Source organism: Samsonia erythrinae (assembly GCF_004342665.1).
In the GTDB taxonomy this organism is placed as follows: domain Bacteria; phylum Pseudomonadota; class Gammaproteobacteria; order Enterobacterales; family Enterobacteriaceae; genus Samsonia; species Samsonia erythrinae.
Genome location: NZ_SMBY01000022.1, coordinates 1 through 15,373, shown reverse-complemented (window position 1 = coordinate 15,373; position 15,373 = coordinate 1). Strand labels below are relative to the sequence as shown.

The 15,373-nt window shown below is 50.8% G+C and carries 7 protein-coding genes; 4 read left to right on the top strand and 3 right to left on the bottom strand.

The features are described 5' to 3' along the window. Positions 1-6,110, bottom strand: a 6,110-nt coding sequence (locus tag EDC54_RS17690; protein WP_230514558.1) for a retention module-containing protein, incomplete at its 3' end; no start/stop codon positions are given. Between the two features lie 402 nt (positions 6,111-6,512). Between EDC54_RS17690 and EDC54_RS17685 the strand changes: the two genes are divergently transcribed. From EDC54_RS17685 to EDC54_RS17675, 3 genes are all read left to right on the top strand, one after another. Further along, positions 6,513-7,865, top strand: a complete 1,353-nt coding sequence (locus EDC54_RS17685; protein ID WP_132459457.1) for a TolC family outer membrane protein — start codon at positions 6,513-6,515, stop codon at positions 7,863-7,865. A gap of 77 nt (positions 7,866-7,942) precedes the next feature. Further along, positions 7,943-10,144, top strand: coding sequence for a type I secretion system permease/ATPase (locus EDC54_RS17680; RefSeq protein ID WP_132459455.1), 2,202 nt, complete (start codon positions 7,943-7,945; stop codon positions 10,142-10,144). After that, the gene (locus EDC54_RS17675) at positions 10,131-11,492 is read left to right on the top strand and encodes an HlyD family type I secretion periplasmic adaptor subunit (RefSeq protein WP_132459453.1); all 1,362 of its coding nucleotides are present in this window, start codon (positions 10,131-10,133) and stop codon (positions 11,490-11,492) included. The genes EDC54_RS17680 and EDC54_RS17675 overlap by 14 nt, the downstream gene beginning before the upstream one ends. 16 nt (positions 11,493-11,508) lie before the next feature. Here the strand turns inward: EDC54_RS17675 and EDC54_RS17670 are convergent, their stop codons facing one another. Both EDC54_RS17670 and pdeH read right to left on the bottom strand, forming a co-directional pair. Then, a complete protein-coding gene (locus tag EDC54_RS17670) occupies positions 11,509-13,023 on the bottom strand; it encodes a sensor domain-containing protein (RefSeq protein WP_132459451.1) in 1,515 nt (504 codons plus the stop codon). A gap of 766 nt (positions 13,024-13,789) precedes the next feature. Next, positions 13,790-14,581 (bottom strand): cyclic-guanylate-specific phosphodiesterase, encoded by a 792-nt coding sequence (gene pdeH / locus EDC54_RS17665; RefSeq protein WP_132459448.1) that lies wholly within the window; start codon positions 14,579-14,581, stop codon positions 13,790-13,792. A gap of 440 nt (positions 14,582-15,021) precedes the next feature. Here pdeH and EDC54_RS17660 point away from each other — a divergent pair, with 440 nt between their 5' ends. Further along, complete coding sequence (locus EDC54_RS17660; protein ID WP_132459445.1) at positions 15,022-15,288, top strand: YfhL family 4Fe-4S dicluster ferredoxin; 267 nt, start codon at positions 15,022-15,024, stop codon at positions 15,286-15,288. The last annotated feature ends 85 nt before the right edge of the window (positions 15,289-15,373 follow it).

Below are 15,373 nucleotides of genomic sequence, written 5' to 3'. Positions count from 1 at the left end.
GTGATCGATGCCACTGGTGCGGAGACATCAACGCCATAGTTGTGGTTGGTATCAGCCGTCGTCACATTGCCCGCCGCATCACGGGTGGTGACCGTCGCGGAGATCTCCCCGTTCGCCGCCAGCACCGCTCCCGGCACATTGACGCTCCAGCTCTCGCCGTCGGCATTGACCGTGGTCTGGTAAGACTCGCCGCCGATGGTAACCGTCACTGCATCACCGGCGCGGACGTCATCACCCACTTTACCGGTCACCGCAATAGTCTGGCCCGACTCGGCGGCGTTAATGACGTTGTCTGCGGTGACATTATCAATAGTAATAGAGGCCGTTGGTGCAGAGAAGTCCACGCCGTAAGTATGCTGCGCATCTGCGGTGGTGATATTGCCCGCCGTATCGCGGGTAGTGACCGTCGCGGAGATATCACTATTAGCTGCCAGCACCGAGCCCGGTACGTTAACGCTCCAGCTCTGACCGTCAGTATTCACGGTGGTCTGGTAGCTTTCACCACCGATGGTAACCGTGACTTCGTCACCGGCGCGGACGTCATCGCCCACCTTGCCAGTGACCGCAATAGTCTGGCCCGATTCAGCGGCGTTAATGACGTTGTCCGCGGTGACATTATCGATAGTAATAGACGCCGTTGGTGCAGAGACATCCACACCGTAAGCATGCTGCGCATCCGCAGTGGTGAGATTACCTGCCGCATCACGGGTAGTGACCGTCGCGGAGATATCCCCGTTCGCGGCCAGCACCGTGCCCGGCACACTGACGCTCCAGCTCTGGCCGTCGGCATTGACCGTGGTTTGGTAAGACTCGCCACCGATGGTAACCGTCACTGCATCACCGGCACGAACGTCATCGCCCACCCGACCGGTCACTGCAATGGTTTCGCCCGACTCGGCAGCGTTAATGACGTTGTCCGCGGTGACATTATCAATGGTGATAGACGCCACCGGTGCAGAGACGTCCACGCCGTAAGTATGCTGCGCATCTGCGGTGGTGAGATTGCCCGCTGCATCACGGGTGGTGACCGTCGCGCTGATATCACTATTGGCAGACAGCACCGCGCCCGGCACACTGACACTCCAGCTCAGGCCATCAGCATTCACCGTCGTCTGGTAGGTCTCGCCACCCACGGTCACGGTGATTGCATCGCCCGCTTTCACCTCATCACCGACCTTGCCGGTCACAGCAATGGTCTGACCCGACTCGGCGGCGTTAATGACGTTGTCCGCAGTGACGTTATCGATAGAGATAGACGCCGTTGGTGCAGAGACATCCACCCCGTAAGTATGCTGCGCATCTGCGCTGGTGATATTGCCCGCCGCATCACGGGTGGTGACCGTTGCAGAGATATCCCCGTTCGCCGCCAGCACCGATCCGGGCACACTGACACTCCAGCTCTCGCCGTCGGCATTGACCGTGGTCTGGTAGCTTTCACCACCGATGGTAACCGTGATTGCGTCACCGACGCGGACGTCATCGCCCACCCGACCGGTGACGGCAATAGTCTGGCCCGATTCGGCGGCGTTAATCACATTGTCCGCGGTGACATTATCAATAGAGATTGAGGCGACAGGCGCGGAGACATCCACACCGTAAGCATGCTGCGCATCCGCAGTGGTGAGATTACCTGCCGCATCACGGGTAGTGACCGTCGCGCTGATATCACTATTCGCGGCCAGCACCGATCCGGGCACACTGACGCTCCAGCTCAAGCCGTCGGCATTCACCGTGGTCTGGTAGGTTTCGCTGCCGACCGTAACCGTCACTGCATCACCGGCGCGGACGTCATCGCCCACCCGACCGGTGACCGCAATGGTCTGACTCGCTTCGGCGGCGTTAATGACGTTGTCCGCAGTGACGTTATCGATAGAGATAGACGCCGTTGGTGCAGAGACATCCACACCGTAAGTATGCTGCGCATCTGCGCTGGTGATATTGCCCGCCGCATCGTGGGTGATGACTGTCGCGCTGATATCAGTATTGGCGGACAGCACCGAGCCCGGCACACTGACACTCCAGCTCTCACCATCGGCATTCACCGTCGTCTGGTAGGTCTCGCCGCCGACCGTGACCGTCACTGCATCGCCCGCTTTCACCTCATCACCGACCTTGCCGGTGACCGCAATGCTCTGACCCGCTTCGGTGGCGTTAATGACATTATCCGCAGTGACATTATCGATAGTAATAGACGCCGTTGGTGTAGAGACATCCACACCATAAGCATGCTGCGCATTGGCAGTGGTGACATTACCCGCCGCATCGCGGGCGGTGACCGTTGCGGAGATCTCCCCGTTCGCCGCCAGCACCGTGCCCGGTACGTTGACGCTCCAGCTCAGACCATCGGCATTCACCGTGGTCTGGTAGGTCTCACCGCCGACCGTAACCGTGATTGCGTCACCGGCGCGGACGTCATCACCCACTTTACCGGTCACCGCAATGGTCTGGCCCGACTCGGCGGCGTTAATAACGTTGTCTGCTGTGACATTATCAATAGAGATTGAGGCGACAGGTGCGGAGACATCCACACCGTAAGTATGCTGTGCATTAGCGGTGGTGACATTGCCCGCTGCATCGTGGGTGATGACTGTCGCGCTGATATCAGTATTGGCGGCCAGCACCGTGCCCGGCACATTGACGCTCCAGCTCTCGCCGTCGGCATCGACTGTCGTCTGGTAAGTCTCGCCGCCGACCATGACCGTCACTGCATCACCGGCGCGGATGTCATCACCCACTTTACCGGTGACCGCAATGGTCTGACCGGACTCGGCGACGTTAATCACATTATCAGCAGTGACGTTATCGATAGTAATAGACGCCACCGGTGCTGAGACATCTACACCGTAAGCATGCTGTGCATTAGCGGTGGTGAGATTGCCTGCCGCATCGCGGGTGGTGACCGTCGCACTCACATCGCCGTTCACAGCCAGCACCGTGCCTGGTACGTTGACGCTCCAGCTCTGACCGTCGGCATTCACCGTGGTCTGATAGGTTTCGCTGCCCACGGTCACGGTGATTGCATCGCCCGCTTTCACCTCATCGCCCACTTTGCCGGTGACCGCGATGCTCTGCCCGGATTCGGCGGCGTTAATCACATTATCAGCAGTGACGTTATCGATAGTAATCGAGGCCACCGGTGCTGAGACATCCACACCGTAAGTATGCTGTGCATCCGCGGTGGTGATATTGCCCGCTGCATCGCGGGTGGTGACTGTCGCGCTGATATCACTATTAGCTGCCAGCACCGAACCGGATACATTGACGCTCCAGCTCTCGCTGTCGGCATCGACTGTCGTCTGGTAAGACTCGCCACCGATGGTAACCGTGACTTCGTCACCGGCGCGGACGTCATCGCCCACGAGACCGGTCACTGCAATGGTCTGACCCGACTCGGCAGCGTTTATCACATTATCCGAAGTGACGTTATCGATAGTAATAGACGCCACCGGTGCTGAGATATCAACGCCATAAGTGCGGTTGGTGTCAGCCGTCGTTACATTGCCTGCTGCATCACGGGTGGTGGCTGTCGCCGAGATATTGCCATTCACTGCCAGTACCGCGCCCGGTACGTTGACGCTCCAGCTCAGGCCGTCGGCATTGACTGTCGTCTGATAGGTCTCGCCACCGACCGTAACCGCCACTCCGTCACCAGCTTTCACCTCATCGCCCACCTTACCGGTGACCGCAATGCTCTGGCCCGACTCGGCGGCGTTAATCACATTATCCGCAGTGACGTTATCGATAGAGATAGAGGCCACTGGTGCGGAGATATCAACGCCATAGGTGTGGTTCGTGTCAGCCGTCGTCACATTGCCTGCTGCATCGTGGGTGATGACTGTCGCGCTGATATCAGTATTGGCGGACAGCACCGAGCCCGGCACACTGACGCTCCAGCTCTGACCGTCGGCATCGACCGTAGTCTGGTAGGTCTCGCCGCCGACCGTAACCGTCACTCCGTCACCAGCTTTCACCTCATCGCCCACCTTACCGGTGACCGCGATAGTCTGACCCGACTCGGCGGCGTTAATGACGTTGTCTGCTGTGACGTTATCGATAGTAATAGACGCCGTTGGTGCAGAGACATCCACACCGTAAGTATGCTGCGCATCTGCGGTGGTGAGATTACCTGCCTCATCGCGGGTGGTGACTGTCGCGCTAATATCAGTATTGGCGGCCAGCACCGAGCCGGGCACACTGACACTCCAGTTCTCACCGTCAGTATTCACGGTAGTCTGGTAGGTTTCGCTGCCGACCGTGACTGTCACTGCATCACCGGCGCGGACGTCATCACCCACTTTACCGGTGACGGCAATGCTCTGGCCCGCTTCGGTGGCGTTAATCACATTATCCGCGGTGACATTATCAATAGAGATTGAGGCGACAGGCGCGGAGACATCCACACCATAACCATGCTGCGCATTGGCAGTGGTGACATTACCCGCCGCATCGCGGGCGGTGACCGTTGCGGAGATCTCCCCGTTCGCCGCCAGCACCGTTCCCGGCACACTGACGCTCCAGCTCAGGCCGTCGGCATTCACCGTGGTCTGGTAAGACTCGCCACCGATGGTAACGGTTACTTCGTCACCGGCGCGGACGTCATCACCCACTTTACCGGTGACGGCAATGCTCTGGCCCGACTCGGCGGCGTTAATCACATTATCCGCAGTAACATTATCAATAGTGATCGAGGCCACTGGTGCGGAGACATCCACCCCGTAAGTATGCTGGGCATCCGCGGTGGTAACATTACCCGCTGCATCACGGGTGGTCACTGTCGCGGAGATATCACTATTGGCAGACAGCACCGTGCCCGGCACATTGACGCTCCAGCTCAGGCCGTCGGCATTGACCGTGGTCTGGTAGCTTTCACCACCGATGGTAACCGTGACTTCGTCACCGGCGCGGACGTCATCACCCACTTTACCGGTCACCGCAATGGTTCGCCCGGACTCGGCGGCATTAATCACATTATCTGCGGTAACATTATCAATAGTAATAGAGGCTACCGGCGCAGAGACATCCACGCCGTAAGTATGCTGTGCATTTGCGGTGGTGAGATTGCCTGCTGCATCACGGGTGGTGACTGTCGCGCTGATATCAGTATTGGCGGCCAGCACCGTGCCCGGCACACTGACACTCCAGCTCTCGCCGTCGGCATTGACCGTGGTCTGATAGCTTTCGCTGCCCACGGTCACGGTGATTGCATCGCCCGCTTTCACCTCATCACCGACCTTGCCGGTCACCGCAATGGTCTGGCCGGACTCAGCGGCGTTAATCACATTGTCCGCGGTGATATTATCGATAGAGATTGAGGCGGCAGGCGGCAGAGTATCGACGGTTATTGCATCACGCCCTCCCGAACCGGGATTACCAGCCGCATCGGTGTAGCTGCCATCGGGAATACTGACCTGAACATCGCCCTCAAAATTGGCCGCTGGCGTTAGCGTCGCCGTCCAGCGCGTGGGATCGCTGGGATCCTGTACCAGGTTCGTCACCGAACCGTTTGTTACGGTAATGTCGCTAAGATCAAAACCAACGGGGGGTTCGCTAAAAACAAAACGAAGCGTTCCATCATCCTCTATAGCGACAGTAACAGAAGGAGGTGTGATATCACCGCTATCACTTACCGTCATTAGCGACGTAGCTATCTCGTCACCATTCAGTACGGATGACTCGCTATCATTAAACGCCAGCGCCTCGGTGTCATATCCCATCGTGGCGACAACGACATCACCCGTTAAATCCAGGACCACCGCCGCATGGGAACCCCCGCCATCCCCCGCCTCACCGGTGTCATCGTTGCCTGCGGCGGTAGCCTCTAAAGCCTGAGTTGGGTCAATCCCTTGCGCAATGGCGTCTTGCATGGCGGTAACATCATCGGCAATATTCGAAGCGACCTGAGAAGCGTCGCCGTTCATATCACTCCAGCGGCTATCACGCCCCAAATCTAATGTTTTGCCGTCAGGGAGTGTGATTGAAACTGCGCCGTTAGCACCGGTCACTACCTCTTCACCGCGGTATACCCGATCGCCAGCCACCAACAGTCTCTGGCTACCATCAACCGCGACGATAAAAACCTGTCCGATAACGAATTTAATGACGCCAATCACACTGTTCAAATGATTTCTCCTTGATATCCAACATTATTTTAATAACGCTTGGGTATTATATTTAGACTAAATATTTAGATATCATCCTGATAGATTTGGTTGCTGTGCATCGTCCTGACATTTTATTTATTGAAAATAATGTCACTGGTTACCACATTACGTTCATGTGCGCTAAATGCTTGACTCAGTGACCGATATAATAAAAAATTAAGAATATTCTTTCCAGAACTTTACTCATTTTAGAGTAGCGGATTTTCTGCTATGCAGCGCATTTTTCAAAGAAAAATATAACTAATTGTTTTTATTAAAATAAAAAAGAAAAACTTCAACTGGGTATTAATATTCACGCTCGAAAACTTTAATAGGAATAATCACAAAAACTTTTGTGAAGGAAAACCGTTGATGATACATAGACTCCGCTTTGTTTTATTACCTTTTATTACTACTTTCATGACTACCGCCCATGCAGATACGCTTCAGGATGCGATAAAAAACACGCTATATACGCATCCCGAAGTTAGTGCATCTATTAATAGCCGTTTTTCTGCTGAGCATGATTTACGGGCCGCAAAAGGCGGGTATCTTCCTTCCGTTACGTTAAGTGCAGGTATTGGCCGCGAGGAAACGGATAGCCCCTCGACGCGCGCCAGCGCAGACAAACGCACGGAACTGAGCCGCAAAGAATCCGGCATTAATCTGACCCAAAACTTATTTGATGGTTTCGCGACGACCAGCGAAGTTGGCAGGCAACGCGCGACGGTCAATTCACGCGCCTTCAAAGTCTTAAATACCAGTGAAACAACGGCGTTAGATACCGTGCAGGTCTACTTTGATGTACTGCAACGTCAAGAATTTGTTCGGCTGGCAAAAACCAATCTTGCAAACCATGAGCGTATTTACGATCAAATAAAGCTACGCAGTGAGCAGGGCGTTGGGCGACTGGCCGACTTTGAGCAGGCGGAAGCGCGCCTTGCGCAAGCGCGTAACAATTTGCTGACAGAACAAACCAATTTGGATGATGCCAAAACCAACTATATGAGCGTCGTCGGTAAGGCGCCGGAAAATCTGGTGATGCCGGAGGTGTCGACGCTCAGGATCCCGGCCTCACTGGAAGAAGCACAGCGTATTATGCTGGCAAACAGCCCGGCGCTGAAGTCCGCCCAGTCGGATATTGAAGCGACAGAGCAACAATATGAAGCATCAAAATCAACATTTTATCCACGTTTCAACGTTGAGCTATCCCGCACGATGGATGACAACGTCGACGGGACGCGTGGCCACAACAACGAATGGCAAGCAATGCTGCGGATGCGCTACAATTTGTATGAAGGCGGTAGCAGTAAAGCCAGCATGGAGTCCAAAGCCTATCAGGTAAAGGAAGCACAGGATATTCGTAATAATACTCTGCGCCTGTTGAATGAAGAGCTGCGTCTGGCCTGGTCAGCATTAAGCAATTCACGTCAGCAGCTTCCCATTGCCGCTGAATATGCCGACCGCAGTATGAAAGTACGCACGGCCTATCAAAAGCAATTCAGTCTGGGGGAAAGGACGCTGCTGGATCTGCTGGATAGCGAAAATGAGCTGTTCACTGCGCAGCGTCGTCTGGTTGAAGTTCGTTTTATCTCCTTATATACCGAATATCGGATCGCATCACGCATAGGGGAACTGCTGAAGCGTCTGTCCATCCCAGCACCCGCTGCTGGCGCCAGCCTGACAGATGTGGCAACCAATACTGAGTTGCCAAGCCTTAATTAATATTCCAGTGGCCAGATAGCGGCGAATTGTGGTTTAAACGCGAGGGGATGACGTTGCGTAGAGGATCGTACAGTTAAATGAAGTTGCATTCAGCACAAGAGAGCGAGGGTTCTGAGGAGTCCCTTGTCCAGGAGTCGGGCGGCCATGAAAACAGCGACCCTCGAAGCCGTCATGACGATCCATTATTAGATTGTTTACTGATCCTCTGTGCGTTACAGGGAAAACCCGCCAGCCGTTCAACGCTTACCGCTGGACTACCCTTAGCCAATCAGCGGTTGTCCACGGAATTACTGCCAAGGGCCGCGGGCCGCGCAGGGCTTCAAGGCCGAGTGCTCAAGCGCTCGCTGAAGAATATTTCGGCAATGTCGCTCCCGGCTATGCTGTTGCTGCGGGAAGGCAGAGCTGCGATTCTGCTAGGCTGGAATGAAGATGGTAGCGCCCGCCTTATGCCCAGCGAAACAGAAGGTGGGGAAATTTCCTTAGAATACAATATGCTGCAACAGAACTATCTGGGGCTGGTGATGTTCGCCCAGCCTCGACATCAGTTCGAACGGCAAAACCCCTCACTGATTCCTCGAACCCGATCCTGGTTTAAGGACACGCTTAAGCTGTCGCGTTCACTTTATCTGGATGCCATTCTCGCCAGTTTGCTGGTGAATATTATTGCTCTGGCCACGCCGCTCTTTGTGATGAACGTCTACGATCGGGTTGTGCCTAATCAGGCAACGGCAACGCTGTGGGTGCTGACGATCGGCATCACCGGCGCCTTTGTCTTTGATTTGATACTCAAAACGCTGCGGGGAATTTGCCTGGACATGGCTGGCAAAAAGACCGATCTGATTATTTCAGCAACGCTATTTGAGCGAATTACCGGCATGTCGATGAAGGCTCGACCACCGAGAGTTGGCAGCTTCGCACAAAACATTCATGAATTTCAGTCGCTCAGGGACTTCCTCTCATCGCTGACGTTGACGACGCTGATTGATTTTCCCTTTACGCTTCTCTTGCTGCTGGTTATCGGTATCATCGGTGGCCCGCTGGTTTGGGTTTCGATACTCGCCTACCCGATTGCCCTGTTGGCAAGTTGGGCGCTGCAAAAACCCCTCACCGCCACGATTGAAAAAACAATGCACCTTGCCAGTGAGCGGCAGGCAACACTGATCGAGACGTTGAGCAATCTGGACGCCATAAAAGTCAATAACGCAGAAAGCGAACGACAGCACCTTTGGGAGCAGACAATTGGCAGCCTGAGCAAACTGGAAATGCGGGCCAAGGCACTGTCTTCATTGGCCGTAAATCTGACGCAATGGTTCCAGCAGTTTGCCGGGGTTGCGATAATTGTCGTCGGCGTATATATGCTGATTGACGGCAAACTCAGCATGGGTGGGCTTATCGCCTGTTATATGCTAAACGGGCGAGCGCTGATGCCGCTGGGCCAGTTATCGGGTCTGGTTAGCCGATACCAGCAGGCACGCCTGACGATGAAAACGACTGAGCAGATGATGCAACTGCCGCAGGAGCGTAGCGATAGCGAACATCCACTGAAACGGGAAAGCATCCGCGGCAGCATTGAATTCCGCGATGTGACGTTTAGTTATCCGGAGCAGAGAACCCATTCTCTGCAAGGTATCAGCCTGACGATCGCTCCCGGTGAGAAGGTGGGCATTATTGGCCGCAGCGGTTCAGGCAAAAGCTCGCTACAGAAACTCATCGTCAACCTCTATCAGCCTGACACCGGCAATATTCTGATCGATGGCGTTGATGCTCGCCAGTTGGATGTTAGTGATTTGCGCCACAACATCGGCTATGTACCTCAGGATATCCAGCTCTTCAGCGGCTCGCTGCGCGATAACCTTCTCAGTGGCGCACGCTACGTCGAAGACGAAGCCATGTTGCGGGCCACCGAGATTTCAGGCGTGAATGAGTTCGCTCGTTTGCACCCGGATGGCTACAACCTTCAGGTCGGCGAGCGAGGTCAACAACTTTCCGGCGGGCAGCGACAGGCTATTGCGATTGCCAGAGCGCTACTGCTCGATCCCCCGATTCTGGTGCTTGATGAACCTACCAGCTCGATGGATAACACCAGCGAAGACAGATTGAAGCAGGCGCTGGCGCCCGCCATTGCCGAAAAAACGCTTTTACTCGTTACCCACCGGGTATCCATGCTGGCGCTGGTCGATCGCTTAGTGATCATAGACAAAGGCAAAGTCATTGCGGATGGACCGAAAGCAATCGTAATGGATGCGTTGAAAAAGGGGCAGATCAATGCATCTCGATAAATACATCAAACAGATCAAAGGATATTTCGCCGGCGGAGATGAAGAAGGTCTGCAAACGATGCCAGAGGTCAGCCGGGCCATGGTTGAGGATTCCCCGCGTTCTATTCGACTTACGGTGTGGGCAATTGGCGCTTTTTTCCTGTTCTTTACCCTCTGGGCCGGCTTCGCAAATATTGACGAGGTCACCCGTGCAGACGGCAAAGCCGTCCCCTCTTCTCGTCTGCAAAAAATTCAGAATCTGGAAGGCGGCATTGTCACCGACGTGTTCATTCATGAAGGTCAGGTCGTCAATGCCGGCGATCCTCTGCTTCGTCTTGATGACACCCGTTTTGCCTCCAACGTGGGCGAAACGCAGGCCGATCGGCTTGCGCTACAGTCGCGAATTGCACGCCTGACAGCCGAGATCAACGATCGGGAACTGGCGCTTACCGAAGAAATCATGACGCAAGCACCTGAAATCGCAAACGGAGAAAAAGAACTTTATAACAGTCGCCGCCAGCAGCTCCACAATGAAATATCCGGGCTTGAAGAACAACTAATCCAGCGCCGTCAGGAACTGCGAGATTTCTCAGCCAAGGAAACGCAGTTTCGCAATAGTCTGGGACTACTCCAGCAAGAAATAAAAATGTCGGAACCGCTTATTGCAGAAGGCGCTATTTCTAAAGTTGAAGTGTTACGTCTGCGTCGTGCGGAAGTCGAAACGCGCGGTCAGCTCGAATCGGTCAGGCTTTCCATTCCCCGAGCGGAATCGGCGATTAAGGAAATTGAAAATAAAATAGAGGAAACGCGCAGCCGCTATAAGAGTGAAGCGTTATCCCAGCTAAGTGAAGCACAAACCAACCTGAATAAAATCGAGGCGACGGGGAAAGCGCTGGAAGACCGGGTAAACCGCACACTGGTCGTTTCCCCGGTCCGGGGAATTGTGCAGCAACTTCTGGTAAACACGATCGGCGGTGTCATTCAGCCAGGCAGCGATCTGGTGGAAATTGTGCCACTGGATGACCAACTGCTGGTTGAGGCGAGAATTCGTCCTCAGGATATCGCCTTTTTGCATCCAGGTCAGGATGCCATAATAAAACTGACGGCCTATGACTACACAATTTATGGCGGTTTAAAAGGTCAGTTGGAACAAATCAGCCCGGATACCGTAACGGATAAGGAAGGAAATAGTTTCTATATTATTCGCTTGCGAACAGATAAAAATTATTTAGGTTCAGCCGATAAACCTCTGCTCATCATTCCGGGTATGGTGGCATCTGTTGATATAATAACGGGGAAAAAAACCATCCTCAGTTATCTGTTAAAGCCGATCATTCGGGCAAAAGCAGAAGCGCTACGGGAAAGATAACCTGTTCTGACGTAACTCAGCGATCGTTAATATCATGGTAAATTTGTGTTTGGCTGCGCCCCATCGACTTAGCCTGATACATGGCAGAATCGGCATTAATCGCCAGCGTCAGAGAATCCGTACCATGCTCTGGGTATAACGCAATGCCGATACTACATGAGATATCGAGTTTTTTCCCTTCGATATCAAAAGGCTTATTTAGCGCATGATGGATTTTATCCGCAACATAAAGCGTATTATCAATTTCTTTAATGCCTTGAAGAAGAATAATAAATTCATCCCCGCTACGACGATATACCGTATCAGAATCTCTTACCGCACCACGCATACGCGTGGCGGCTTCTTTTAATAACAAATCGCCGACGGCATGACCGAATGTGTCGTTTATCTGCTTAAATTTATCAAGATCCAAAAACATCAGCGCAATCTTCCTTCCCGTCTGTTTAGATAACAGGATCGCCTGCTCCATTTGTTCAGCAAACGTAAGGCCATTCGCTAATGATGTTAATGAATCATAATGCGCCAGTTGACGATAATGTTCTTCGCTCCGGCGGAGCATATCGATTGCATGATATCGCTCTATGGCAACCGCGATCAGCTGTGCGGACTTCTCTATAGAGAAGATCTCATCATCGGTTGGCACATACACTTTGCGATGGTAAACACTTAAAACACCTAATATTTCTTTATTCTGGCCGACGATAGGTTCAGACCAGCAAGAGCGTAGCCCAGCATAAAGCGCAAGTCCTTTATATAAAGACCAGTAGGGGTGGGAAGAAATATCATCGACGATGACGCGTTTCCCGGTATAAGCCGCTGTCCCAAAAGAGGCCACACCATCGGCAATTTGCACATTGTGAATGGCGTTTTTATAAAAACCCGGCAAGCTCGGCGCAGAGCCCAGGGTCAGGCACTTCTTCTCTTTATCAACTAACAGTACGGAGCATACGATGCGGCCAGGATTTTTTTCCTCGACGCTAAAAATGATCGCATCCAGAATATCTTTCAGCGGCGCGCCACTGGATAACAGTTCCAGTGCCCGGTTGTAAGAATTATCATGATGTTCCTGAGATTTTCTTTCCGTGATATCTATCTTAATACCAACATACTGAGTCGTGTTACTCACTTTATTATATATTTTGGCGATATTGGCCTTCTCCCAATACAGCTGTCCGTTTTTGCGACGGTTGACAAATTCGCCACTCCAGACCTCACCTCTGTTTAGGGTAGACCATAGATCTTCATAGACGTTGGCGCTCGTCATACCGGAGTTTAATATATTCGTTTTTTTGCCGATAACTTCATCCGGCATATAGCCAGACATAGTAATAAATTGGCGATTCACGTAAATGATTTCACAACTTTCATCAGCGATCATAATTGAAGCAGGGCTATATTCCATCGCAAAGAAAGTCATATTGAGAAAATCTTGTTTTTTCTGCTCATTTCTAAACTTTTGTTTGACTTTTCTATTTTTTACAGAAGAAAACAACAATAGCAACAATAACAAGGTTATTATAATTTCATACACAATAACACTCTCCTCAGGCCCAAATGGTCCTGATCGTACATATCACAACGCGGATGACGGAAAATCCCGGTAACAAAACCCTATCCCGTCGATTTTCAGGATTGGCGCATTTCCGGAGAGCAGAAAGGATGAAAGAAAGAACTCGCCATAAAGCAGGCGCATTCAGAAACATAGCAACGTCGGCATAAAACCCTCGCAGATGGCTGTGCATAAATAAAAACTACAAATTCAAAAGAATACCCTAATTTAATGAAAGTGTTTTTTCGGGTTATAAGTTTCTCTAATGAAATGAAAGGATATTCCAAATGGTCTACAGGGATATATTCTGAACATCAATTTTTTGTAAGCAAATCAATTATACCAATAAGTATCACTATTTTAATCAGAAAAACCTATCGCAAAGTGATTTTCGATCGTTAACAGCAAACATTATATTTTTTTACCATTAAAAATCAAATAATTAAAAAAATAAAAAATTCATTAAAGTGAGCATTCAGTTAACCTGATGAAAAGCCCATAAAAATTTTTCATGTCATTTTTTTAAAATAAAATATCGATATAACAAATAAAATAAAAACTAAAAAACAAAAAATAACAACAATTAGAATTATATGTTTAAACCCAACATGCAGGATAACATTTTACCAATACATAATGAGTTCGATAATGAGAATACATTAGAAAATATAAAGAATAGAGAAGAGGAGGAACAGATGAAGAGAAATAACGAAAGCACCAAAAGAACAATCGGAGAAACGGTTATTCGTTAAAGCTCCAGCTTCAACGAATCAAAATTCTCAAACGGTTGGGGGCGAGAAAGGTAGTACCCCTGCGCGGCAAAGGCATGGGATGCCTGAACAATCGACCACTCTTCCTGAGTTTCGATTCCCTCAATCACCACATAATTGCAAAAACGTGACAGGAAAACGATCAACGCAGGAAAAACAGCCCGCCCCTCGTCACTTTGTTGCAGAAAAACAAAGAGTTCACGCGCCATCTTAATACAGTCATACTGAGCAAGCATTAATGATGAAAAATTCGCCATACCGCACCCGAAATCATCCAGCCACAATTTTTTTGTCTCAGGGAGCGTCGCCAATATCTCTTTCGGCAGCCCGCCCTGATTTTCAACCATCTCAAAACGAATCCATGGCATCGACGCTATCAGGCGCTTCGCTTCAAGATTATTTTGTAGCGCCAGTAGCGTCATGCCATCAATGTTGATGGAGGCGAAAAGTTCATCACGCGTAAATCGATAATGCCAGTGAGATAACAGCTGCAACTGCTCAATAATAATTAACAGTCGGGTTTCAACATCAATATTGGCGAAGTATTTTTCAGGAGAGATAAACTGTTGCGGCAAGGTTGGAGAAAAAACAGAAGTTAGTAACTCAATAGCCATTAATTTACCGGATGTTCGGTAAATAGGCTGAAATGTGTAGCGCCGTTGGCATTGATGCCAGTAATCAGCGCCTAATGGCTGCGCACTTCCCTGCTGAAAAAACTCTGCCCCAACCTGATTAACATGACCTTCCTGCTGCACTATAAGTTCCGCCATTAGTTATAGAAATTATATCATACGGACATATACCGTTATCGACACTCCGGATACAAACTTCATAGGCGATACCGATTAAATCAATGTCTATTGATAAGACAAAAAATAAACATATCAGTATCACAACTGAATTAATTTAATTTGTAAATCAGCAAATTAACACATAAAAGCATACAGACGCAGCGTGCCGATTGATAGAGTTTAAAGGATTCGCGTAAAACCAATTTAACGAACAGATGGCGATTTTACCCTGTAACTTCACTATTTATACAGACAATGGATAACGGATTGCAAGTCATCAAAAACGCATAAAACTCACTGATTCCTACGAAGAAATAAAAATCATCCAGTCAATCTATTATCCAAAAATGACAGTTAGTGATGTCTAAATGCGGCTCAACAGGTATAATTCGCGCCTGTTTGCAAGGTAGAAGAACATCATGGCGTTACTCATCACCCATAAATGTATCAATTGCGATATGTGCGAACCCGAGTGTCCTAATCAGGCCATATCCATGGGCATGGACATTTATGAAATCGATACCACCCGGTGCACCGAGTGCGTGGGCCATTACGACACGCCAACGTGCCAGAAGGTTTGCCCCATCGACAATACGATCGTCAAAGATCCAAACCATATTGAAGGCAATGAGCAACTATGGGAAAAGTTCGTGCTTCTACATCATGCGGACAGTCTGAGACTGTAATTTAAATTGTGTAATTGCCTGTTTTTGATATGTTCACGCCAATAGCGGAGACAGGCAGAATATGGACGAGAAGAAACTCAAAGCC